16 protein-coding genes are annotated in these 24,112 nt (G+C 45.4%); 5 read left to right on the forward strand and 11 right to left on the reverse strand.

All coding sequences use genetic code 11. The annotated features are described in order from the left end of the window. Window positions 1–340: 340 nt before the first annotated feature. Together QUA00_RS01120 and QUA00_RS01125 are read left to right on the forward strand one after the other, a co-directional pair. Entirely contained in the window at window positions 341–1,804 is a 1,464-nt protein-coding gene (locus QUA00_RS01120; protein ID WP_333408419.1) for an ABC transporter substrate-binding protein/permease, read from the forward strand. Further along, window positions 1,770–2,519, forward strand: a complete 750-nt coding sequence (locus QUA00_RS01125) for an amino acid ABC transporter ATP-binding protein (RefSeq protein WP_333408420.1) — start codon at window positions 1,770–1,772, stop codon at window positions 2,517–2,519. Before QUA00_RS01120 ends, QUA00_RS01125 begins: the two co-directional genes overlap by 35 nt. Window positions 2,520–2,679: 160 nt before the next feature. Here QUA00_RS01125 and QUA00_RS01130 read toward each other — a convergent pair whose 3' ends face one another. From QUA00_RS01130 to QUA00_RS01140, 3 genes are all read right to left on the reverse strand, one after another. Next, window positions 2,680–3,405 carry a hypothetical protein gene (locus tag QUA00_RS01130; RefSeq protein ID WP_333408421.1) on the reverse strand — a complete coding sequence of 242 codons (726 nt, stop codon included), beginning with the start codon at window positions 3,403–3,405 and terminating at the stop codon, window positions 2,680–2,682. Between the two features lie 18 nt (window positions 3,406–3,423). Next, window positions 3,424–4,731 carry a glutathionylspermidine synthase family protein gene (locus tag QUA00_RS01135; RefSeq protein WP_333408422.1) on the reverse strand — a complete coding sequence of 436 codons (1,308 nt, stop codon included), beginning with the start codon at window positions 4,729–4,731 and terminating at the stop codon, window positions 3,424–3,426. Between the two features lie 302 nt (window positions 4,732–5,033). Beyond that, window positions 5,034–5,687, reverse strand: a complete 654-nt coding sequence (locus tag QUA00_RS01140; protein WP_333408423.1) for a DUF1190 domain-containing protein — start codon at window positions 5,685–5,687, stop codon at window positions 5,034–5,036. Window positions 5,688–5,808: 121 nt separating this feature from the next. Between QUA00_RS01140 and QUA00_RS01145 the strand changes: the two genes are divergently transcribed. Together QUA00_RS01145 and QUA00_RS36725 are read left to right on the forward strand one after the other, a co-directional pair. Continuing rightward, window positions 5,809–5,955, forward strand: coding sequence for a hypothetical protein (locus QUA00_RS01145; RefSeq protein WP_333408424.1), 147 nt, complete (start codon window positions 5,809–5,811; stop codon window positions 5,953–5,955). Between the two features lie 25 nt (window positions 5,956–5,980). Continuing rightward, window positions 5,981–6,649 (forward strand): amino acid ABC transporter ATP-binding protein, encoded by a 669-nt coding sequence (locus QUA00_RS36725; RefSeq protein ID WP_445305713.1) that lies wholly within the window; start codon window positions 5,981–5,983, stop codon window positions 6,647–6,649. 172 nt (window positions 6,650–6,821) lie between these two features. Here the strand turns inward: QUA00_RS36725 and QUA00_RS01160 are convergent, their stop codons facing one another. After that, window positions 6,822–11,213 carry a DUF4347 domain-containing protein gene (locus tag QUA00_RS01160; RefSeq protein ID WP_333408425.1) on the reverse strand — a complete coding sequence of 1,464 codons (4,392 nt, stop codon included), beginning with the start codon at window positions 11,211–11,213 and terminating at the stop codon, window positions 6,822–6,824. A gap of 332 nt (window positions 11,214–11,545) precedes the next feature. Continuing rightward, the gene (locus tag QUA00_RS01165; protein WP_333408426.1) at window positions 11,546–12,595 is read right to left on the reverse strand and encodes a UPF0104 family protein; all 1,050 of its coding nucleotides are present in this window, start codon (window positions 12,593–12,595) and stop codon (window positions 11,546–11,548) included. 500 nt (window positions 12,596–13,095) lie between these two features. On the opposite strand from QUA00_RS01165, the gene QUA00_RS01170 reads away from it, so the two are divergent. Then, window positions 13,096–15,141, forward strand: coding sequence for a S8 family serine peptidase (locus QUA00_RS01170; protein WP_333138546.1), 2,046 nt, complete (start codon window positions 13,096–13,098; stop codon window positions 15,139–15,141). 271 nt (window positions 15,142–15,412) lie between these two features. Here the strand turns inward: QUA00_RS01170 and QUA00_RS01175 are convergent, their stop codons facing one another. The 6 genes from QUA00_RS01175 to QUA00_RS01200 all read right to left on the reverse strand — a co-directional run bounded on the left by QUA00_RS01175 (window position 15,413) and on the right by QUA00_RS01200 (window position 24,011). Next, the gene (locus tag QUA00_RS01175; protein WP_333101727.1) at window positions 15,413–15,892 is read right to left on the reverse strand and encodes a hypothetical protein; all 480 of its coding nucleotides are present in this window, start codon (window positions 15,890–15,892) and stop codon (window positions 15,413–15,415) included. A gap of 173 nt (window positions 15,893–16,065) precedes the next feature. Continuing rightward, the gene (locus tag QUA00_RS01180; RefSeq protein ID WP_333408427.1) at window positions 16,066–17,736 is read right to left on the reverse strand and encodes a glycosyltransferase family 39 protein; all 1,671 of its coding nucleotides are present in this window, start codon (window positions 17,734–17,736) and stop codon (window positions 16,066–16,068) included. A gap of 36 nt (window positions 17,737–17,772) precedes the next feature. Next, window positions 17,773–19,317, reverse strand: coding sequence for a glycosyltransferase family 39 protein (locus QUA00_RS01185; RefSeq protein WP_333138550.1), 1,545 nt, complete (start codon window positions 19,315–19,317; stop codon window positions 17,773–17,775). A 191-nt stretch (window positions 19,318–19,508) separates the two neighbouring features. Beyond that, window positions 19,509–22,484: an L-glutamate gamma-semialdehyde dehydrogenase gene (gene pruA, locus QUA00_RS01190; RefSeq protein WP_333408428.1), complete on the reverse strand. Its 2,976-nt coding sequence runs from the start codon at window positions 22,482–22,484 to the stop codon at window positions 19,509–19,511. Between the two features lie 84 nt (window positions 22,485–22,568). Continuing rightward, window positions 22,569–23,492, reverse strand: coding sequence for a hypothetical protein (locus tag QUA00_RS01195; protein ID WP_333408429.1), 924 nt, complete (start codon window positions 23,490–23,492; stop codon window positions 22,569–22,571). A gap of 192 nt (window positions 23,493–23,684) precedes the next feature. Beyond that, a complete protein-coding gene (locus QUA00_RS01200) occupies window positions 23,685–24,011 on the reverse strand; it encodes a DUF433 domain-containing protein (RefSeq protein WP_333408430.1) in 327 nt (108 codons plus the stop codon). Window positions 24,012–24,112 lie beyond the last annotated feature (101 nt).

Genomic DNA, 24,112 nt, shown 5'->3' on the forward strand with positions numbered 1-24,112 from the left:
GTACAACATGGGTGGGAGTTGTGCGGACAAGCTTTACTTCCTAAAATGTTAGAGAAGAAGGCAGGGACGACAGGGATTGACACGGATACACGGATTAAGTATTGAGCGTGATTTACTTTTAAGTAGCGTGCGTCAGTTAGCATGATTTTTCCTACAAACCAACAATCTCACAACTAACGCATTTTGCAACAAATGATGCCTCAGAATCACACTTTCTATGCTGACTAAGAATCTCAAACCTGACGCACCCTACCCATCTTATCTATCTTTAGAGTGGTGACATAATTATGAAGTTTCGCATACTTTGTTGGCGCGGGGATTTTGTAGGACAATGTTCGATATGAAACTTTTAAAATTAAAATCAATGCTGGCGGCGGCGATCGCGATCGCCATTTGTTTAATTGCGATCGCCAGCTACGCCCAAGCCAACAAGACTTTAACACTGGCGACTTCCCCAGACTACCCGCCCTATGAATTTAAAGATACGGCTGTTAGCGGCAACGAAATCATCGGTTTTGACATCGATATTGCCAAATATATTACTAAAAAATTAGGCTACGAACTGAAAGTAATTGGCATGGATTTTAACGGCTTAATTCCCGCTTTGCAGGCGGGAAGAGCCGATTTTGTGATGGCTGGAATGACTCCCACAGCAGAAAGGAAAAAAAATGTTGATTTTTCTGACCTTTACTATGAAGCTCAAAATACAATTGTCGCCAATAAAGGCAGCAATTTGACCAAAGCTGAAGATTTAGCCGGGAAAAAAGTAGGCGTTCAACTCGGAAGCATTCAGCAGGAAGCGGTGAAAAAAATGCCCGGTGTGCAACTGGCTGCTCTCAATAGGATTCCTGACATCATTCAAGAAATTAAATCGAACCGCATCGCCGCAGGAGTCATCGAGGATACTGTTGCTACGGGTTATGCCGCAGCAAACCCGGACTTGGAATTTAACACCATTCCGAATACTGAAGAAAGCGGTTCGGCGATCGCCTTTCCGAAAGGTTCAAGATTAGTTCCAGAATTCAACCGAGTCCTCCAGCAAATGAAAGCCAGCGGTCAAATTAAGGAACTAGCTACTAAGTGGTTTTCTCGGCCGATTCCGCAAGAACCTGCTCAAGCAAATCAGCCTGCGGTAGCGCCCAAGTTCGGGTTAGATTTTGGCAAAATCTTGCCGAGTTTGCCTTATATTTTGTCCGGGCTTTGGGTAACGCTAACTTTTACCTTGCTGTCGGCATTTCTCGGATTTATCTGGGGAATCGTGCTGTCTCTGTTTAAGATTTCTAGCATTAAACCGCTGTTTTGGTTTGCCACTGCTTACACCTCAATTTTTCGCGGAACGCCGCTAATTTTGCAGTTGATTTTAGTTTATTTTGCAACGCCGCAGCTTACGGGCTATAATATATCTGCGCTGCAAGCTGGCGTGATTACTTTTTTCCTGAATTCTGGGGCTTATATTTCCGAAACAATCCGCGCCGGAATTCAAGCCGTAGATAAAGGTCAAAAAGAAGCCGCAGAATCCCTTGGCGTTCCCTACAAACTGATGATGGGCGATATTATCTTGCCGCAAGCGTTGAAAAATATTTTGCCTGCATTGGTGAATGAAAGTATTGCTTTGCTGAAGGATTCAGCTTTAGTTTCAGTAATTGGCGTAGAAGACTTGCTGCGCCGCGCTACAATTGTGGGAGCAGAAAAGTATATTTACTTTGAACCTTTGATATTTGTCGGCGCAATTTATTATTTGATGGTGCTTAGTTTAACTTGGGGGGCAAATGTACTCGAACGTAGACTCCAAAGTAGCAGTTAAGGTCGATCGCCTGTATAAATCTTTTGGCAATCTTAAGGTTTTGCGCGAGATAACTACTGAAATTCATAAAGGAGAAGTGATTGCCATTATCGGCCCTTCGGGGTGCGGCAAGTCTACTTTTTTGCGGTGTTTGAATTTACTGGAAATTCCGACTTCGGGACACATATACATTGACGGAGTGGATATTACTTTGCCGAAGGTAGATATTCTGAAAATCCGCCAGAAAGTGGGGATGGTTTTTCAGCATTTCCACTTGTTCCCGCACATGACAGTGCTGCAAAATGTGATGTATGCGCCTGTAAAGGTGAAGCAGGTGGCTAAGGATGAGGCGCGTCTGAAGGGGTTAGAATTGCTCGAAAAAGTGGGTTTGTCAGATAAGGCGGAGGTTTATCCTTCTAAGCTTTCGGGGGGACAAAAACAGCGGGTGGCGATCGCCCGCTGTTTGGCTATGGAACCGGAAATTTTGTTGATGGACGAACCGACTTCTGCACTCGATCCTGAAATGGTTAAAGAAGTGTTAGATGTAATGAAAGCTTTGACGAAAACGGGCATTACAATGGCAATTGTAACTCACGAAATGGGTTTTGCGCGGGAAGTCGCCCACCGGATTTTGTTTCTGGATGGGGGAAAGGTGGCGGAAGATGTGCCGCCGCAGGAGTTTTTTAGTAACCCGAAGTGCGATCGCGCCAAGCAATTTTTGGAAAAAATGCTTTAATTCATATAAGGATTAGAGTTTTTAACCGCAGAGGACACAGAGGACACAGAGAGAGTTAGAGGAGAAAGAGACAGTTGCGGTAGGCTGTGTCAGGTTGGAGAGGCTCGCTCGCCACGGAAAGTATAATAATTTTGATCCGATGATTAACTGGGTAATTCTGTTAGAAAAACGTGAGAATTCTTTGAATCACCTGGGTATTAAAATCTTTTGGAAAGCGGTGTCTTTCCTGAGCGTGATCGAGAAAGAAAGTCTTGGGATAATAAGCAAGACCGGCTTCCATCTCGCTAATCTTTTCTAATAAGGGTTCGATCCGATCGATTTTGTCGGGATGGCGATGTTGGATGAGAGTCGCAGCATTCCTAAAATGCCGCCCCTCATCCTGCGTGACTAAATGTCCTACGCGAGCAAAGCCCTTCCCATAGTGTTGGTAGAATTCCTTAATATCCCGGTGATAAGACCACACGGAACCCATTTCGTCAAACATTAAACCAACTAGAATGGTGAATTCGTTCTCAATCAAAAACGAGATCGGTTCGAGTTCATGCACCCGACTCTCGTTTTTTTGGTCGATCGCCTCTGGGGACAAACCTGATACCATGTGATAGACCTTACGTAGAGCAACGTAGTGCCGTAATTCGTCTTGCAGCCAAAGTTCGATCGCACTCATGAATTCTAACGAGAACTCGGAACTGCGAGAGAGGAGATGCTCGTAGAGTGGCTGACTGTCTCCCTCAGAGAACACATCTCGGCTAAGGAGATCCATAAATCCAGCTTGAATTGTAGGCGCAACTTCGGGAATTTTAAACTCATCGGCAATAAATTCATCTACACTCCACTCACTGCTAAGAATCGGAATTCCCCGGACATCATGAGTTTGTAATTTCATAGTTTTTCTGATTATAATTTAAGTATTCACTAGACGATCGCTCACGATATGCGGAACAATTAAGCAATGTCGTCCGGTGATCGGATTGGTATCTCCGCGCAATACGATGCCGGATGGAGTATCGCCGACAATCCAGGAACCTACGACGAAGTGGTAGCCAAAATATTCGGGCAAGGGTTGATAGGACTGAATAATGAATCCTTCGCGATCGTAGCCCATCGCCTCGCGGGCGTGAACGGCTCCGGCAACAAAATCGCCTGTTTCAATAGAAACCCCAACACCTTCTAGACCCACGAGGGGCTTTTTGACGTGCATTTGGGTCAGTAATGTTGTGGATTCGATCGAGATAGTATCTGTGAAGAAAGTCGGTAGCAAGAATTGAGCGTAAACTGGGTGGTTGCCAAATAATTCCCACATCCACACCATCGCTCCTTTATTGCTTAAAATCTGTTTCCACAGCGGTTCAATGATTTTCACGTCCCCTGCTATCAGGCGCGATGCTAGGGCTTCATCTGCGTTAAAAGATTCGCTTGCGAGTTGCAAATCCAGCCAATCGACGATTTTCCACAGCCGCATGATCCGATTATTGAATTGATCGACAAAAAATCCTTCTTCATCCACGCCCAGATGGTTACGCAATCCTACAAGTTGGGTGAAAAAGCGATCGTTTCCCAATTCTTGATTAATAATTTCGACCAGTTGTCCTGCCATCTCGGTATCTTCTGACAGATGCTCGTCAATTAACAAGCTCAGGCCGAACTGCTTTAAATCATAATGACGACTTAGAGTGCGGAATCGACCCGCAACTTCGTCCCAAAAGTTATTGAACTGATTGGCATCGTTGGGAAGCGCTCGCAAATCTCGGCTTTGTTTTTTCATGTCCTCTAACCACAGCCATTGATAGACTGTTTCTGCACCCAAGAGAGGAGTTTCGCCGTTGATTTCTAGAAGGCTAATTTTTCCATCTTCAGTGACGGCAAGATCGAAACGGGTATAAAGAGACATATCTTCTGCTTCGTCAACCCGATCCCACGAAACCTGAATTGCTTCCCAGAAAGCAGGAGGAATAGCGAGTTTTTTCATCCGATTTTCTAGGCCATCAGCGGTGAAAAACCAGTCCAAAAACTCCCGACACATATCCCAAAGAGCCTCAGTAGCATCCCAGAGCCTCGCCTCTTCCTGGCGCGAAAACATCACCCCAAAGGGACGGTCTAAGGCTTCTGCCCAGTAGCGTTGCTTGATGTCTGCAAGAGGCTGACATTGGTAGGCGTTATCTAATACGTGCTGCTGCCAGTTGCGTCGTCGCTGAAACAAAAAGGGATACATGGTTGAAGCGCCTTGCTAGTGGTGTGGAACTCAATGAGCTACAAAAACAGAGAAAAGAACTAGAGAAAAAATAGTTGTAGGATGAATCGCCTCTCAAAAATGCTTGCATCATATCAATTCCGGCTGCGCCGAAATGATATCAAATCCGCGCTTCATCATCGGGCGTAAAGTCGAATCAAGCTGCCAACAAATAATTCGCGCAATTTTCATTTTTTTGACCCCTCCTTCAACAGTCAACAGTCAACAGTCAACAGTCAACAGTCAACAGTCAACAATGATAAGGAGTGCAACCGGAATCGATATCACTTGCCTCCGCTTCCCAAAGGAGCCGTGGAGCGGACAGAATTACCAAAGCTCCCTCGTCCCTTGATGGTTCCCCGAGCTGCGTGGCCTGGGGGGCGATTTGGGGTGTCGCGACTGGAGGAAAAGTAGGGAGAATCTAGCGGTATGCCCGGTAGGGGACGAGTAATCTGGGTTCTATCTGGAGTTACAATTCCGATGTTGGAGCGGTAAACGGGTTGCACTGGATAAATCGTGTAGGAGCCGCTGGAGCCGCCGTTGACCACTGTTGGAGGGGCATCATCATCGACATCATCGGTGAAATAGAAGCCGCCGAACTCTGGTCGCCATCCGGGGGTAGCAACGCTGGAATTCGATACCTGCGAGCAAATGCTTGCTGTGTCTTCTTGGCATTCTGGCTGCGTGCGATACACGGGCGTAATGCGTTCGTATTCCTGCATTGCGTATCGGAACTGGGCCTGACACTGCTCTTTGGTGAACCCGTTGCTTTGGTTCATCGCATCTACAATACATTGCTGTTCGGATGCGTAGTAGCGTACTTCCTTGGGTTGGCGCAACATGGTATAAGCAAGATAGCCTAATCCACCGATCGCCAGTACACCTGATGTAATTAGAAGGTAACGAATTGTTGTCGTTCGATTGTTGTTATGAGTCATGGCTAACCGCAGGTTAGAGTCATTATTTCAAGGAACCTGTAATGTAATGAATTTGCTGCCACTGAGATGATTGGATTTACACGGTCAACCAAAGTTCAAGTAATTTACCTAAGTCTGTGAGTTGGCACTCACGACTTTGATTATAGCTTTTACTAAATTGCCCGATTCAGGGATTCCTCGATCGCAGCAAATTATATTCCTCAAATATTTTATTTCAAATTCACCTTTTTTTACTGTGCCGATCGCGCTGGCGATCGAGTTTAGCTAAAAATGCACCGGAAACATCCGCCAGAATGCTAATTATCCGATACAAAGCCACGGCACTCAAAATTATACCCGTAGAAAAGCGATCGGACAGCAGGGCGATCGCGGTTGCTTCAAATACTCCCATTCCCCCCGGTGCACCCGGTACGCCTAAACCGACAACAGGTGGATATTACTTTGCCGAAGGCAGATATTCTGAAAATCCGCCAGAAAGTAGGGATGGTTTTTCAGCATTTCCACTTCCGCACATGACTGTGCTGCAAAATGTGATGTATGCGCCTGTAAAGGTGAAGCAAATTGAATCGGATGAGGCGCGTCTGAAGGGGTTAGAATTGCTGGAAAAAGTAGGTTTGTCAGATAAAGCCGAGGTTTATCCTTCTAAGCTTTCGGGGGGACAAAAACAGCGGGTGGCGATCGCCCGCTGTTTGGCTATGGAACCGGAAATTTTGTTGATGGACGAACCGACTTCTGCACTCGATCCAGAAATGGTTAAAGAAGTGTTAGATGTGATGAAAGCTTTGACGAAAACGGGAATTACGATGGCGATTGTAACTCACGAAATGGGTTTTGCGCGGGCAGCCGTCCACCGGATATTGTTTCTCGATGGCACAAAGGTGGCGGAAGATGTGCCACCGCAGGAGTTTTTTAGCAACCCTCAGTGCGATCGCGCCAAGCAATTTCTGGAAAAAATGCTTTAATTCATATAAGAATTAGAGTTTTTAACCGCAGAGGACACAGAGGACACAGAGAGAGTTAGAGGGGAAAGAGAAAGTTGCGGTAGGGTGCGTCAGGTTGGAGAGGCTCGATCGGCACAAAAATTTGAGTTCCGGGACACCGTTTGTGCCCGACCTGCATCAGTGGTGAGCCTGTTTAAATGAAAGTGAAATCACTGGCGCTTATTCTGCTAGCAGAAACTCCGTTTAAAGTAGCTATAATTTCTCCGGTTTCCCCAAACTGAATCAAGGTTGCACCGCTATTTTCAGTAAGAGTTAATTGCTCGAATGTCAAGCCATTAGCTAGCATCAGCAAATCTTTTCCATCTTCAAAATCGGCAATAATATCGATACCAGAATTAGCAGAGAGTAAAAAGCGATCGCTCCCAGCACCTCCAATTAAACAATCATCCCCCAAACCGCCAATCAAAGTATCATTACCTTTGCCACCAACCAAAGTATCATTTCCTTCGCACCCGTCTAGCAAATCATTGCCAGCACCTCCACTCAGATAATTATTGCCAGCACCTCCGCAGAGGGTATCATTACCATAATCGCCGTAGAGAGAATCCTCGCCTTCGCTGCCGAAGATTATATCATTTCCCTTGCCTCCCAATGCGATATCGCTGCCTTTGCCACCGTCGATAAAATCATCACCTTCACCGCCCAAAATTAAGTCGTTGTCTTGTTTACCATTTATTGAATCATTGCCGCTATTGCCAAAAATTATATCTTCGCCTTCACCGCCAACAATGATATCATTGCCCTTGCCGCCAAAAAGGATATCATCTCCCTTTTTGCCGTCAATAAAATCATTGCCTCGGTTGCCGTAAAGGATGTCGTCTTCTTCACCGCCGTAGAGGTTGTCATCGCCTAAATCCGCATCGAAAATATTCGGAGTTGGACTGCCGTAAAAAGCATCATTTTCTGGTGTACCAAACAGAATTGCACCGCTACCATTGCCGTTGATAATGTTGTCAGCTTGGTTTTGGCGATCGACTGTTGGATACTCAATAGTATTGCAAATGCAATCAGTATCACTTCCTGTTGTAACAACAGGTACTGATGGTGTTGGGGTCGGTGTTGGGGTCGGAGTTTCCGCAGGCGTCGGAGTTGGCGTTGGAGTCGGAGTCGGTGTCGGAGTTTCCGCAGGCGTCGGCGTTGGCGTCGGAGTCGGTGTCGGAGTTTCCGCAGGCGTTGGCGTTGGTGTTGGCGTCGGATTTTCAGCAGGAGTCGGCGTCGGAGTAGAAGTTTCCGCAGGCGTTGGTGTTGGGGTCGGAGTCGGAGTTGTCGGAGTCGGAGTGGTTGGAGTCGGAGTTGTTGGAGTCGGAGTTGTCGGAGTCGGAGTTGTCGGAGTCGGAGTTGTCGGAGTCGGAGTTGTCGGAGTCGGAGTTGTCGGAGTCGGAGTGGTTGGAGTCGGAGTTGTCGGAGTCGGAGTGGTTGGAGTCGGAGTGGTTGGAGTCGGAGTTGTCGGAGTCGGAGTTGTTGGAGTCGGAGTTGTCGGAGTCGGAGTTGTCGGAGTCGGAGTTGTCGGAGTCGGAGTTGTGGGATTGACGGTAATATCCACACGATCGCTATCGGTTTGAGCACCGCCTAATTCTGGAGCTCCGCGATCGTTTGTCGTCAAAGTCAGCGTATCTGTTCCGCTAAAATTCGGATTCGGCGTATAAGTTAAACCATCTAAAGCAGCATTAATATCAGCCTGTTTTCCCGTATAAATCAGGCTGTTGCTGCCATTCCCCGATCCGGTAACTCCCGTCAGCGACTTGAGTGTAAGAGTGCCGCTGGTAACGCTGAGATTAACTTCCACCGACTCGCTATCTGAATCCGATACAGAGATACTATTGCCGTTGCTAGCCGAGAAGATGCGAGGAGTATTTTGAGTCGTCGTTTCTTTGCCGATATCAGTAGTAATGTTGACACTCCAACTGGCAATATTTCCTGGAGTAGTAGCATTGGAAGCTTTAGAATTATATTGGTTAGCATCAACTGCATACAATTTCCAAGTGCCGTTGGGGTTAGTTTTATTGAAAACAGAAAGAGTCGAACCGTAAGGCCCTTCTGGTGCCCCTGTCGGCGTACCGGGTGGTAAAGCTAAGGGATAAATATCGCGAGCATTGTTTAACGAATAGTTACTCGGTTTGTAGTTGCCTGAAGCGATAGTTGGGACTGTAGAACTAGAAAAATCATAAAGAAAAGAGGCTGCATTATCATCCAACTTCAGCGTGACGTTGTTGAGTGGTGCAGATGGAACGTGAGACATTAACACCACATTTTGTCCCTCTGGTCCAACTAGCAAGAGGTTGATTGTCTGCGATGCATCGGCTTGACCATAGGTTTTAACATTGTTGAGAGCGATCGTAACGCTGTCTACTTTTCCTGTTACACCTGAAACGTCAATAGCAGACGGATAGGGTGTCGCTAAAACGTTATATACGAAGTCTCCGCTGTTGAGGGTAATGTTATTCGGGTTAGTTGTGGTGGTGGTTTTTCTTCCCGGTATTGAATTAATAGGAGATTGATTGCGACGGGAAAATTCCGAGGTATCGCCTGTAGTTTTGTTAGTAGCAGTAGCAGCGAGAACCGGTTTCCCTGCTACTGGAGTGTAGGCGAAGTTGATATTAGCATTGCCCGCACTATCTGTAGTAACGTCTTGGAAACCTAGAAAAGCTTCACCTTGACCTGCCCCTGCCTGGTCATAACTGCTATTTGCAAAGAATTCGACGCGGAAGTTAGCGTTAGGAGTGCTGTTGAGAATGCCGCTGACTGTGTTGCCGCTAACTGAGGTCAGAACCGGGTAATTTTGCAGATTGTTGCTGCCTGTATCCGCATCGCCCAAATCGTTGGGAGTGATGCCAGTATTACCGATCAAGTCAATTCCTAATCGTTTGTTATTAAAGATACGATTGCCTTGTATAGTGTTACTGCCGGAACGTGCATTAATTTCAATGCCACTCCCTTTATTGTTAGCAATGATATTACCTTCTCCAGGTGCTGGGCCCCCGATAGTATTATTCCCGTTTTTGCCTAAGATCAAAATGCCATCGCCCTCGGTACCTAAAGCTATTGTTCCCGTGGCATCAGTCCCGATGTAATTGCCAGTAATTTTGGTATTTGTGACTCCTTCCCTCGCCACAAATATGCCTGTCAAGCCGTTGCCAGAGATGACGTTGCGGGAGATAATATTACCTGTTACGGGAGGGACAACGTTAGGAGGATTGTTTTGAGTGTAACTTTGGATTCTGATCCCAGTGAAAGTGTTGCCTACAGCAGTCGTACCGCTAATATCAGTACCAATGTAGTTGTCTTGGATGATATTGTTGTTAGTCTGTACCCCAATGCCGTGACCTATAGAATTTCCACCCTTTCCGAATCCGTTAATAACCAATCCTTGAATGGTACTTCCACTGGAATCTTCTGCGCCGCCCAAAGGATTCTTGCCTAACTCTAAACCATTGATATAAAAAGAGTTTGAAAAAGATGCTGGTTGTTGTACTAAACTGCCATTTAGTTCAATTATCGGTTTACCAGCATATCCAGGTTGAAATGTCCCATCGATACTAACTGGGCTGGTGATGACAGGTAAGGCTTGATTAAGGGTAATGGTATAAGGGCCAGTGCCGGGAATGTTAAAGTTAATTGTGTCTAATCCGGGATTAAAATTAGCTTTTTCGATCGCATCTCTCAGAGAATCTGTACCGCTATCGAAAGTATTTTTAACGGTATAGGTATTCAAAACCGACGCATAGTTTTGCATCGCCTTTGAGTCGAATGCTAGGGGCGATTTGATGTGGCCGATTTGTGTTTCGAGTTCCCAGTTGCCACCTAATTTTGCACTCCCTGTGAGATGCTTGGATGCGGCGATATTTGCACCAGTGAGGGATGCAATGCGGTGGAGGAAGTGCTTACCATCTACGGCTTGTTCATCGAGTCCGCTGGAGGTTTCAATTCTCGTTTCACCAAAGTATTCTAAGGCTAGTTCGCCCTCGATTCCGCCGGGGGTTTCAACCCCCGTCTCATAGCAAAAGTCCTCTAAATAGGACTGTTTAATGAAATTGTTTTTAGTCGGTTTCAACCGACTTTCGCTTTGAGACAGGGAATTTATTCCCTGGCGGACTTTCTGACAAGCGCGGGATGCTGCTGCTACATTGCAGCCGTAAATCAGAATGTCTGCATCAATTGTTAAAGCGCGTCGCCATTGCTGCAATTGCTGGCTATAAGCTTCTAGGTTATCCACACACAGTCTGGTTTTACCGAGTTGCAAGCTTCCCGGTTCGCCGTGGGAAACTAGATGAATGCTGTCAATATTAGTGCGATTCGCTAACACTTCGCTAATTTGTTCGACTCCATCTCTGTGCGAGTCGATAACTATTGCTTCTACTCCCAATTTCACTCCATCTAGGAGTGTTTGATAGTCTGCTACTGCCGTATCGATAAATACTATTGTACTGGGGTTATAGGGGCGATCGCTCTTTTCCCCAAAACTCCCATTGCCCGCGTTGATTTGATTCGGAAGTTCGATCGCACCTGCTGATAAAACTGGCATCATGGCTGTGTACCCTATATCCTAAAGTTAACAATTTTTCATAAATCCCGGACTACCACACCCGAACTCAAAAAACCCGTTTCTTTGAGGTACAACTACCTAAAATTGTAATTTTTATGAGAGCAACTCGGTTTGCTTGCCAGTCTTAAATTTATTGATTCCGACTATATTGTTTGTGGCTTTGTTCTTGATGAACTCAAACAGATTATTTGAAAACATTCTGTCTAAGCTCAACTATACCAGCATACGTACGTATGCAAAAAATCTTAATAAAAATACATATTTTGGACTCCTCCTAATCGGGGCTAGTCCGCTAGCCTCATATATTTTCCCACTCACTTACTGTGCCGATCGCGCTGGCGATCGAGTTTAGCTAAAAATGCACCGGAAACATCCGCCAGAATGCTAATTATCCGATACAAAGCCACGGCACTCAAAATTATACCCGTAGAAAAGCGATCGGACAGCAGGGCGATCGCCGTTGCTTCAAATACTCCCATTCCCCCCGGTGCTCCCGGTACGACTAAACCGACAACAAACGCCAAACAAAAAGCACCGAATAAGTTGGGAATATTGCTAAAGTTCACCGGAGTTAAAGCCATTACCGTTAGCAAAAAACCGCCGCCCCGCAATCCGATAAAACACATTTGTCCAATTAACGGCACTAAAGGATAGCGTTTAATTGGCAAATTAATTTTGCGTCGGGACTTGACATTCGATGTTTTTTTAGCTATATTGGAGGTAGACTCTACACGAAAATTCAGTTTCTCGCCCGCAGCCTCCCCAGCCTGGGAATTTTCCCCATTGTTCTTGGATAACTTTAACCGCTCTACAAAGAGAACGATCGGATTTAAAATGCGGGGATGAATCGCCGTTAAAATAGCAGCACAACCGACAATCCGCAACCACCAATTGAATTTGTCAAAACAAATCAACCCAATCAAAACGCCCGCCGAAGCCATCAGCAGCGGTTCCAGCAACACGCTGAGAGTAGCAGCTTTCGGGAAAATGCCTGCCTTTTTGGCTTCCAATATTCGACCCCAAAAATGCCAAATATTCCCCGGCAAATACTTGGCAATATTAGTTTTGAGAAAAACTTGAATTGCCCAGGCGGCAGTTACAGGTTGGCGGAATTCCCGCAAAATCAACATCCACACCCAGCCCACGAAAATTAGAGAAAGTAAAGTGACGCCAAGGGCGATCGCCAGCAAAGGAAAACTTTCGGCTCGAATTTGGATATTCGCGACTTCTCGCCAGTGAGTTAAAAAAGCTTTGGCAATAAATAAAAACGTCCCGCCTAAAATCAAATAGCGCAAATAAGGCTTTAAATGCGATTTTGCGATGTTGAAAAAATTCTGAATTCGATGCAAGTGTTGTTTTCCCATTTTCTGATCCCGATTTTGAATTTGGGATTAAGTTATACTGTTTTAGATTTTATATTTTAGAGGGGCTAAGGCGGAATTGTGGTTGATTTACACGGCATGATATGACGGAATAAATCGGTTTAACCTGAGATGTTGCACCATTGTCAAGAACGGGCTCTCCGGCCCGTTCCACAATAACTCAACATTTTTGTGGAACAGGCATCTTGCCTGTTCGTTCCACAATAACTCAACATTTTTGTGGAACAGGCATCTTGCCTGTTCCTAAACGGGCTCTCCGGCCCGTTCCACAATAACTCAACATTCTTGTGGAACAGGCATCTTGCCTGTTCCTAAACAAGTAATTGAGAAGGGTGGAACATCTCAGTTTAACCTAACCTATGCAGACCTCTACAGACTGTCTGTAATGCCCGCATTACAGAGTATTTAGGGCATTTTCAACCACAAACTTAAATTTAAAATCTAAAATTTAGATCGATATACCTCACTAGGAGTACATTTCTATGCCCGGCCCGAGCCCTGACGGTCTTTCCTATCTTTTAGATGATAGCCCCAATAGTTTCGCCTTGACCCCGGGCTTTGTGACTCCTTATCCTAACGGATTTTTTGCCCTCGGCGGCAACGATTTTATTGTCGGTTCGTCGGATGCCGAAATAATTAGCGGTGATAATGGTAACGATCGCATTCTCGGCGGTGGCAATTCCGATACGCTGTTAGGGGGTGCAGACAACGATGTACTTAACGGTGGTGTCAGCAGCGACATCTTGTTTGGCGATGCCGGCAGCGATACCTTGCAGGGAGGTAAGGGAGATGACGCCCTCAACGGTGACTCTGGCAGCGACGTTTTAGTGGGCGATGGCGGCAAAGATACGCTGACAGGGGGTTTGGGCCCAGATACCTTTGTCCTCCGCAGCAACTCCGCAGTCTCCGATCCGGCTGCTGCAGACGTTATTACTGACTTTAACAGTTTTGTGGATTCGATCGGACTGACTGACAATCTTACCGAAGCTGACTTAATTCTCGAAGAAATATCGATCGCCCCGGGTATTTCCAATACATTAATTAAAATTCGCCAATCCAATGCTATTTTAGGCTTGGTAGCCAACGCATCTCCACAAGACCTCGCCGATACATTCATCTCTGCAACTACCGTATTGGGCAACCAACTGGATCAAGCTCGCGATTTAGGCGTTTTGGGCGGCACTCAAACAATCGCAGACTCGCTTAGCAAGGCCCGGCCAGACGGCCTTTACCGCTTTACTTTGCCTGCAACTAGCGACTTTAAATTAACTGTTAGCGGTTTGACGGCGGATGTTGATGTTGCTCTAATTAAAGATCTTAACGGCGACAATTCTATTGACTTCACCGACATTATTGGTTCTTCTCAAGAATTGGATTTATCGCCGGAGTCGATCGATATCAATGGTTTAGACGCAGGAACTTACTTTGTTCGAGTTTATCAATACCAAGGCAGTACAGATTTCACCCTCAATCTGTCTGCAACCCCTGCAACTGTTTCTCCTAACAATGCGAGCAACTTGCAAGGTTTTGACTCTCGTTTTGGGTTCGGTTTGGTGAATGCAGCGGCGGCAGTTGCTAAAGCTCAAGGTACTGCAACTTTTCCTGATGTTCCCGATTTGGGCGGCGACGAGTGGGGCAGAGATTTAATTAAAGCTCCAGAAGTTTGGGCCCAGGGGTTGACTGGAGACGGAATTGTGGTGGCAGTTATCGACAGCGGAGTTGACTACAATCACCCGGATTTGACGGGGAATATTTGGAGCAATGCGGGGGAAACCGGCGTTGATGCGATCGGTCGCAATAAAGCTAGCAACGGGGTTGATGATGACAACAATGGGTTTGTTGACGATTTCCGAGGATGGGATTTTGTCAATAACGATAATGACCCGATGGATGATAACAATCACGGCACTCATATATCGGGTTTAGTTGCTGCGAAAAAAGATGGGGTTGGGATTACTGGAACGGCTCCGACTGCGAAGATTATGCCTTTGAAAATACTCGATCGGGCAGGGGTAGGTAAAATTCGGGATGAAATTAATGCGATTAATTATGCGGTGGCAAATGGAGCGAAGATAATAAATGTGAGTTTGGGCGGTCAACAGTTGAATGCTCAAGAATTGGATGCGATTCGAGCGGCTGAAGCTCAAGGCGCGATCGTGATTTCGGCGGCGGGAAATGATGCTCGCCCACAAGTAGATTATCCGGCTCGGTTTGCCAATGAGGTAGGAATTGCTGTCGGTGGTGTTACCCGAAATGGCTTGTTTGGGGAGTATTCTAACCGGGCGGGTACGGAGACTATTAATTATTTTGTTGCTCCGGGCGGCGATGGCGGCAGGGCGGATTCTGGTGATGTTTATTCAACTGTGCCGCTTTCTCAACCGGGGATTCCCTATCGATATTTTGCAGGTACTTCAATGGCAGTGCCACAAGTATCCGGCGTGATAGCTTTGATGTTGCAAGCTAATCCGAGTCTGACTCCTGCTGATATTAAGAGGATTCTTGCGGAAACTGCGAATCGAGCGGTTTGAATTAATTGATAATTGGTAATTAGTAATTGGGAATTGGTAATGGGATTGACATACTGTTACCAGATTTCGTAGGGGCGGGTTTCACCAACAATATCGAATTTCTACTAACAATATACATAAACCCGCCGCCACACAACTAACAATTTACATCAACATTGATTTGTATTGAATGCGAAAAATGTACAAGGGGTTTACCGTGGGATAGGGGCGGGTTTTATAGATTGTTAATTAACCTAAATATTGTTGGTGAAACCCGCCCCTACAAGCCAAATTAAAAATTGGCGGCGTAAGTTAAGTCAAATTGGCGACACAGGGTGATGCAGCAGTAGGTTGGTCGATCGAATACTAACTCGTAATTCATCTGCCCGTCAATTTTGGTGATCGGCTGCTTTAAGGGGATGCCCTGAATGTCGTATTGGCGGCGTTCTAAGGCACTCCAGTCGATAATTTTAACGTCGATTTGGTTCTGCAACTCAGTTGCGATCAGATATAGGTGCATCTTGTCTTGAACTTTCCCAGTCAGGGGAACTTTTATTAACACTGACTGGGTGACGAGGGGTTTTTGGTCGTTGGGATGCTTCTGGGTGTGGCAGCTTTTGAGTTCTATATCGTAAGGTTCTACCTTGAATTTCTCTCCACTGGCGATCGCAGATGAGTGCAAATCTTTCAGGCACTTTTCTAGGTGAGGAATCAGCCCTAAGTCTGGATCGCACAGCAGCTTACGAATGTTGGAGGTTTCAGTGACTGTCATTTGAGATTTTTGATGTTATTTTTTTATTCTTAACTTTTAGCTTACCACGAAAAGCCAACCTATCGAACTCTACTTGCGACATACTTCCACAAAGGCCGTTTATGGTTAATATGTCGCAGTGAACAAGACATTTTTTTGCACCAAACCCGTGTTTTTTGCCTTAATGTTTTAGATTATTTTTGGGTAAGTTTCCACAAATTAAGATCGACATCAGTGTCAGCCGGATCTATTTGATAGTTTTGTTGCTGAATTGCCGATCGCAAAGTAGAGGACGGTCTGTATAAAAACAACTCGCTGAAACCGCCGGGAATTTGCGGGGGTTGGGGTTTTTTCTTTGCCAATTCTCGATTTTTGTAGCAAGAAGTGTAACAGCGGGGTTCTATTAGCAGTTTGACTTTTGGTTCTAGGTAATAACTTAAAGGCATGATATGTGCGATATTGGCATCGCTGATAATTAGGGGATTGCTGGCTTGATTGACAGTCCCAGCTACTTCCAAGGTACGCAACCAACCGCTGCCTTTATTCCACCAAATATCTGCTTGAGAACTAACTCCACCGGATATAATACCTGCGGAAAAAACGGCAACTATAACTATTTTCCACAGTTTTTGCTGTTTGAAGTTCTCCAAATTGCTACTAATTTTCGCAGACAGCAGGTAAGCCACTGCTAGCTGAATTCCCACATAACAAGGAACTAAATAGCGCGGATTTGCCGATCGCCTTCCACCCTTGATTATATCAGGGACTGCCAAAAATAAAGCAGTGGTTGCAATTAATAACAATACAATCAACCACACTCGCTTTGGTGTTTGTCGGCATAGATAATAAAGGGCATAGCCGACTAAAGCTAGAATTATGATCCCAACTGGAATTACCAAGGCTAGTTGGGTGGCGTTGGCAGTTCCATCGATGCCAAGATCAAAAAATGCTATGGTGACGGAACCAACCCACCTGCTGACTAATCTTAAGAAATTTGTTTGTTCGGTCCATGCTGTTGTGCTTCTAATTTGATTGAAGTTTTCTAAAGAATTTATCAGGGGAGGGATGGAGGCAATTAATGCTACTACAACTGCTACATAATAGGCAATAAATGTTTTAATATCGCGCCAGTTGGCAATGATTGCGATGTAGATTGCATGGGCGGCGGCGACGCAGACAAATAACAAGTGGGTGTAAAATCCCATTGCTGCTGTGACTGCGTACAGTGCCCAGTGAGACACAAGGGCGAGAGCATTTTGATTTTTGTCAGGGCGCGTGGCTCGCAGTAGGGCTGCACTGGATAAAATAGTAGTTAATGTCCACAAACTGTACTGTCTCGCTTCTTGGGCAAACAAGATGTGGTAGGGAGAAATTGCGAAAAGTGCGATCGCCATCCACGCTACGGCTGAAGATTCAAATAACTCCCAAGCCAGCCAATAAATTGCGGGAAATACTAGCAGGCTAATCACGGCGGCCAAACTTCTCATTGCTGTAACAGAACTGCCGAACCATTGCGCCCAATGTCGCGCTAGTATGTAATACAGCGGCGGGTGTTGGGGGTCTTCTGTTGCTAAAGAATGTAGCGTGTCAGTTAAATTGTGTTCTGAATTTATCTGCTGATATTTTTGTAAATCCGAGGGCGAGGTTATTTTCTGGTACGAAATTTCTGTGATTATTTCGGCTTCGGTGTAGCCAGAAACTCTCAAAGAAGTATATGTTTCGTCGAGCCAGTAAAATTTGCGATCTAGATTGGCGAAGCGAAATAAAACACCTATGACTAATACGGCTATAATTAAAAATCGCAGCCACTGGTCAAGTGAAGGGTTGTGAGAATTGAGTCGATCGCGATCTTTGGTAGATTCCATTTTAAACAAACTCAAGTGCTGTTACTATATAAAACATCATTTAGTGACTATTTTGCCTAGGATAATTTCGTCATTTTCTGCATAAATTGTTTGTATTTTATATTGATTACTTTGGGCAATTTTGGTCTTTAATTCGGGAGAAAGACTGTACAAAAATATCTCGTCAAAATTTTCCGGTATGTCAAGATTATTTGTAGGTGACATTAGTAATAATTTAGCTTTGGGATCGAGTTTGTGACTCAGACTGAGTAAATTGCCGATATCCCATACAATATACTCTGAAAAGTCTGTTATGATTAATGGCTTAGAAGCTGAGTTGATTGTGCGGGCGATCGAAACGTTAAGAAGAGAGCCAGATTTATTCCACCAATTATCTGCAGACACATAGAGGCAGCAAGACGCAATTCCAATTGAGAGCAGAACAACTAGAGCTAATCTCCACAGCTTTTGTAATTGGGCTGTAACTTGAACTTGAGTAAAAAGATAAGCAACAGATATCTGGATTCCTAAATAACAGGGAATCATGTAACGAGTGTTGACCGAGCGAATCCCTCCCCTAATTAAGTCCGCTGGTAATAAAATCCCTACTATCACGAACGTTAAGGTCACAACAAACAACCAAACTCGCCTTTCTGTTTTACTGACAAGTAAATAAAAAGAATACCCGACCATTATTAAAATCATTAAAATAACTGGCAGAGTAGATATCAAATAGGGTCGTGGCAACTCCCAGTAAAATCCCACATCAAAAAATTGATTGCTAATGTTCAATACCCAACTTTTCATCAAGTCGGAAACAGGTCTTCTCAGAGACAGCCAAGATGTTTTATCAGTGGCATTGCCCGAATTTTTTATAAAAGCTATCATCCAAGGACACAGAGCAATCAATCCTGCTATTGATGCTAGCAAATAGCCAATTACCGTCTTGTTAAACCGGAATTTTTCGATAATTAATACATAGATTCCATGTCCTATTGCAACTATTCCAAATAAGAGGTGAGAATAAAACCCAACTACTAATGTTACAGCATAAATTGCCCAACTACTATTAGTTTTTAGGCGCATTCCTCGTAGCAAGACCGCGCTTGACAGTAAAATTAACATGACAAACAAACTGTAAGGTCGAGCTTCCTGAGCATAAACTACCTGAAAAGGCGATACAGCTATTATGACAACTGCTAACCAAGCTGTCACCGATGACTCAAATAATTCTAAGCATAGCCAATACATACAAGGTAATGCCAGCACGCTAAAAACCGCCGACAAACTTCTAGTTACTGCGATTGAATCTCCAAACAGTTGCACCCAAAATCTCACTGCTACAAAGTACAGGGGAGTAAGTTGAGATTCTTCTATTGCCAATCCTTTTACGGTGTCAAAAACGCTTTTATCTGCATTTATCCGCTGATACTTTTGTAGACTTTTTATTTCCTTGATTTGACCGTCACCAAACTCTTGAACAAATTCCGATTCTGTATAACCCGAAATCCGCAGAGAAGTGTAACCTTCGTCTAGCCAGTAAACTTTTTTGTCGAGATTGGCGAAACGAAAAAATATACCCATGACTAATATAACTATCATTAAAAATCTCACCCACTTGTCAAGTGAAGGATTGTGAGAATTTAGACGAGTACCATTTTTTCTATATTCCATTTTAAGTAAATTCAATTAGAACAACAGAATAGGTGCCCCCGACTTTTTGGAACCATGATAGCATATACCCGACTTCTTTAAGAAGTCGGGTATCAAATCTTAATCAAACGAATTTGAGATTAATCATCCACTCCTTCAATCGGTGCAAAACCCTGCCGCTGAATATTTTCGGTTATGGTGCGGGGTTCGAGGAATTGCAGCAAATAATCCGGGCCACCAGCTTTAGAACCAACTCCCGAAAGTTTGAATCCTCCGAAGGGTTGCCGCGATACCACAGCGCCGGTAATTCCGCGATTGATGTACAGGTTTCCGACTTCAAAATCGGATGCGGCTCGATCGATATGCGAAGGCGTGCGAGAATACAATCCGCCGGTTAAAGCAAAATTCGTGCCGTTAGCAATCGCAATCGCTTCGCTGAAATTATGAGCCCGAATCACCGACAAAACCGGGCCGAAAATTTCTTCTTGGGCGATAGTGGCTGTGGGCGATACTTCGGTAACAATGACTGGGCCGACAAAATAACCGGTTTCTGGTGCCGACATTTCTAAAGCTATTTTAGCTTCGGCGCGACCTGTTTCGATGTATTCGCGGATGCGCGAATGGGCATTTGCATCGATCACAGGGCCGACTTGAGTGCCGGGATTTTCTGCAGGGCCGACATTGAGCGATCGCGTCGCTTCTACCAATCTTGCCACAAAATTATCGTACACCGATTCGACCACAATTACTCGCGAACAAGCGGAACATTTTTGGCCACTGTATCCAAATGCCGAATAAACTACGCCTGCAACTGCTTGGTCTAAATCCGCACTTTCATCGACAATAATTGCATTCTTGCCGCCCATTTCCGCAATTACTCGTTTCAGGTGTTTTTGTCCAGGCTGCAAAATCGCAGCATCGGCATAAATCCGACAGCCAACTTCCTGAGAACCCGTGAAAGTAATCATGTGAACGTCAGGATGTTTCACCATGTAAGCGCCCACCGTTGAACCTTTGCAAGGCACGTATTGAAATACGCCTTTGGGGATTCCGGCTTCTAGCAATATTTCAGCTATTTTCGCTGCAATTACTGAGGAAACTTCCGCAGGTTTGAGCAAAGTACAATTACCTGCAACCAGCGATGCAACTGTCATGCCGACGGGAATTGCGAGGGGGAAATTCCAAGGTGAAATGATTAAAGAAATGCCGCGCGGCTGATAGCTGTAGCGGTTAGTTTCTCCGGGAATATCGTAATTTTTCCCTTGTTCCAACCGTTCCATTTCATCGGCGTAGTAGCGACAAAAATCAATAGCTTCGGAGACTTCTGCATCGCATTCTCTGACTGGTTTGCCGACTTCAAACACCATCCAAGCTGATAGTTCGTGCCGCCGCTGTTCCATCAATTCTGCGGCTTTGCGGAGGACGCCGGCGCGCTGTCGGACGGGGGTTTTTCGCCAACTGGTGAAGGCTGCTTTTGCTGCTTCAAGGGCTTGTTTGGCCTGTTCTTCGGAAATCAATCCGATGGTGCCGACTACTTCTGTGGGATTGGAAGGGTTGAGTGAGTTAACTGTTGCTTCAGTATTTTGGTACTCGCCATTGATTAGCGGTAAATAGGTTTTACCTAAGTTGGCGCGCACTGATTTGATGGCTGTTTCTGCTTGTTGCCGCAATTTGGTATTGGCGTAGTCGGTATCGGCAACGTTGGGAAATACTTTGCTGTAAACTAGCTGGTCATTTCCACTAGCAACTGGTGCGGCTAACAATTGTTCGATCGGCATTTCTTCGGAACTTTGCCGGATGAAAGAACTGTTGGCGGTATTTTCCAGCAAACGGCGGATCAAATAAGCCATTCCCGGCAGCAAATCGCCGTAGGGGCAGTAGACTCGGACGCGATAACCCCGATCGACCAAAAGCTTAGCCAATTTGTCGCCCATGCCGTACAGCACTTGCATTTCAAAGCGGCGGCGCGGTATATTGAGAGTCTCGGCAATGGCGATCGCCCTCGCTTGCGATCGTACATTATGACTGCCAATAGCTGCATACAAATATTCGTGATTTTCTAACAGCAACTGCGTCATCTGCTCGAAATTGGCATCGGTAGCAACTTTGTCATTGTAGACCGGCTGCGGCCAATCTTTCTGCATGGCTTTGATAGTTTCCTGATCCCAGTAAGCACCTTTTACCAGCCGCACAGTTACCGGATTTCCGCGTTTTTTTGCCCAGGAAATCAGGTTTCGCAAATCTTGGGCACTGTCGCGCAAATATGCTTGCAATGTAATTCCAATATCCGTGCGACTGCGAAACTCTTCCTCTAACAATAAGTCTTTGAGAATTGTCAGAGTTAAACTTTTGTAAGCATACTGTTCCATGTCAAAATGAACAGCAGCGCCCAACTCCTTCGCGCGACGCAGTAAAATGCGAATTCTCTCGCTTACTTTCTCCTCACTACCTTTAGCATCCAAAGGGTCAAACTGAGAATAAAAAGCCGTTAACTTTACGGATACTTGCACTCGCGGCAGAGTTTCGCCGTCAGCTTTGTCAATTGCATCTACCTGCGGCCAATTCTTCGCTGCCTTCGCTAGTTCCTCCATCAATTCCAAATAGCGGTTAAGATAAATTTGCGCCTCAGTTTCAGTGATAACAGCTTCCCCCAAAAGGTCAACTGTAAAACCCATTTTATCTTTGCGAAGCCGCTCTAAAGTTTTAACTACCTGCTTGATATTTTCCCCAGAAATATACTTGTGCGCCAAAGTTTCCACCGCAGGCGCAACCGTCGTCGCAGCCAATTGTCCAGGAATCGACTCAGCGTTAGTAAAATTGAGCAATTTTTTCAAAGCTTCGGGCAATTCTACCTCTTGGGCCGTCAGGTATTCTTGCAAGTGGCGGGCAATTTCCGGCTTGCTGCGGAGTGCCGGCAAACAGTCGATGAATCGAAACAATTGCACCCGCAGTCCGGGGCTAGCCATTGCCCAATCCATCAGTTTGTCGTCCCACCGCATTTGGTCTTGCAGTTGACCGAAAAAAGAGCGCTTTTTGTCTTGAGTTGCCTTCAGGATTTCTTTGGCAATTTCCTGGGTTTTTGCTTCGTAGATGTTTTCAGATACTTGTGCGATCATTGGTAATAAGTAATTGGTAATTTGTAATTAGCAACAGGGGGGGGTTATGTATTTTGTAACTACCCCCTGATACAATTATAGTTGCTATTTGACTTCAATTTTAACTTGGTAGTTTGCTTGGCGATCGCCTGAAATTTCAATAGTATAATCGCCGCTACTGGCTAGTTGACCTTGCCACTGACCTGTGCTATCAGCAGTACCTAAATTTTCACCGTTAGGAGCAATAATTGCTGCGCTAACTTGACCTTCTTGAACATTTATTGTCATGCTTTGGCCGCTATTGCACTCCAGTAAGTAGCGCCTGGATATGTTGGCTCGCAAACTATTGCTCAGAGTAGTTCCCGTAGCACCAGCTTGAAAGTAAACTCGCTCGGTTACAGGGGTTTCAACCGCAGCGGGAGAAGGAGAAGGAGAAGGCAACGACAACGGCGACGGCGAGGGGGAAGCTTGTTGCGGAACGGCAGACAGAGAGGGGATTTGAGTGGGACGGGGCGACGGAGGGAATGTGGCAGGCTGTCCATTTCCAGGGGCTGGGGGAAGTCCGGGCCGACGGTTGACGGGCGCTGTTGTGACAGGCGAAGGGCTTTCGGGGAGGGGTACGTCAGCGGGTAGTTTGATTTGAAGGTTCGCTCTTTCCTGATACATTCTCCACGCTAGCAAACTGCCGAGACTAAGGACGGAACCGACTAAGATTCCGCTGAGAAAAACTGCTAAGATTTGCCACGAGCGAGCTGGTTTTGGTTCGGGGTGGGCAGTTGGAATTGTTGGAGGCGGGTAACTTGCAAGTTGTGTTGTTTCCGGCGCGATATCGGCTGCCACTGGAATTGTTTCGGCTTCGTCGATTGGCGCTGAAATATCTTCGGGGGCGGCAATTTCTGCGGGAGTTTCTGCTGATGCGGAAGTTGAATCGTTACTGGCAATTTCACTGCGATCGAACTCATCGCTGGCAGTGGAAATTGTTTCCGGTTGCTGAGTCAAAACTTGTTTTTTTTCCTGTTCGTCGCTCATGGGGCTAAATTTATTTTACAAAGACCGCTGTTAGACATTTTACGTTACTGGTGCGATCGGCTGCAATGAAATTATCTAGCAGAAGGAAGAAGGCACGACACGGATTTTGACACGGATACACGGATTAATTATCGAGCGTTAGGCAAAAGTTAGCAGGAAGATTGTTAATCTGCATACAAACCTGCCATGATATTAGTCTATATTGTTCAACTTAATCGCTGCTTCAATCTCGTCAGGAAATGCTTCAGCATAAGCCCAGGCATTTTTCAAGTCGCTAGCACTAAGATGCGGATAATCTTCTAAAAGTTGAGCATCAGTTGCACCTAATCGACGAGACTCTACCAATCCCCAAACAGAAATTCTAGTCCCTGCAATCCTGGCATTACCGCCGACTATACCGGAAGTTTTTTCAATTCCCTGCCAGGTGTTGGCTAAACTTTGAGCTAATATCTGTATTGCTTGAGCTTTCTCGGGCGGAGTCAGGGAAAGCAGTTGCGGTTCTAATTCTTTTAGTGTCATAGTTAATCAGGAGTTTGGCTGCTGGGAAGGTCGTATCTATATTATAGCGATCGAGCTTTTTACTGGTAAAAATAAACCACCCGACAAAAAAATGGTACTTT

Origin of the sequence: Microcoleus sp. T2B6 (genome assembly GCF_036700475.1) — a bacterium.
GTDB lineage: Bacteria > Cyanobacteriota > Cyanobacteriia > Cyanobacteriales > Microcoleaceae > Microcoleus.

Excerpts from the sequence above, each read along its gene's own strand:
- QUA00_RS01185 (WP_333138550.1), bottom strand. The coding sequence starts at position 19,317 with ATGATAGTTATATTAGTCATGGGTATATTTTTTCGTTTCGCCAATCTC.
- QUA00_RS01140 (WP_333408423.1), bottom strand. The coding sequence starts at position 5,687 with ATGACTCATAACAACAATCGAACGACAACAATTCGTTACCTTCTAATT.
- QUA00_RS01135 (WP_333408422.1), bottom strand. The coding sequence starts at position 4,731 with ATGTATCCCTTTTTGTTTCAGCGACGACGCAACTGGCAGCAGCACGTA.
- QUA00_RS01125 (WP_333408420.1), top strand. The coding sequence starts at position 1,770 with ATGTACTCGAACGTAGACTCCAAAGTAGCAGTTAAGGTCGATCGCCTG.
- QUA00_RS01120 (WP_333408419.1), top strand. The coding sequence starts at position 341 with ATGAAACTTTTAAAATTAAAATCAATGCTGGCGGCGGCGATCGCGATC.
- QUA00_RS01200 (WP_333408430.1), bottom strand. The coding sequence starts at position 24,011 with ATGACACTAAAAGAATTAGAACCGCAACTGCTTTCCCTGACTCCGCCC.
- QUA00_RS01130 (WP_333408421.1), bottom strand. The coding sequence starts at position 3,405 with ATGAAATTACAAACTCATGATGTCCGGGGAATTCCGATTCTTAGCAGT.
- QUA00_RS01195 (WP_333408429.1), bottom strand. The coding sequence starts at position 23,492 with ATGAGCGACGAACAGGAAAAAAAACAAGTTTTGACTCAGCAACCGGAA.
- QUA00_RS01170 (WP_333138546.1), top strand. The coding sequence starts at position 13,096 with ATGCCCGGCCCGAGCCCTGACGGTCTTTCCTATCTTTTAGATGATAGC.
- pruA (WP_333408428.1), bottom strand. The coding sequence starts at position 22,484 with ATGATCGCACAAGTATCTGAAAACATCTACGAAGCAAAAACCCAGGAA.
- QUA00_RS01180 (WP_333408427.1), bottom strand. The coding sequence starts at position 17,736 with ATGGAATCTACCAAAGATCGCGATCGACTCAATTCTCACAACCCTTCA.
- QUA00_RS01175 (WP_333101727.1), bottom strand. The coding sequence starts at position 15,892 with ATGACAGTCACTGAAACCTCCAACATTCGTAAGCTGCTGTGCGATCCA.
- QUA00_RS01160 (WP_333408425.1), bottom strand. The coding sequence starts at position 11,213 with ATGATGCCAGTTTTATCAGCAGGTGCGATCGAACTTCCGAATCAAATC.
- QUA00_RS36725 (WP_445305713.1), top strand. The coding sequence starts at position 5,981 with ATGCTAATTATCCGATACAAAGCCACGGCACTCAAAATTATACCCGTA.
- QUA00_RS01165 (WP_333408426.1), bottom strand. The coding sequence starts at position 12,595 with ATGGGAAAACAACACTTGCATCGAATTCAGAATTTTTTCAACATCGCA.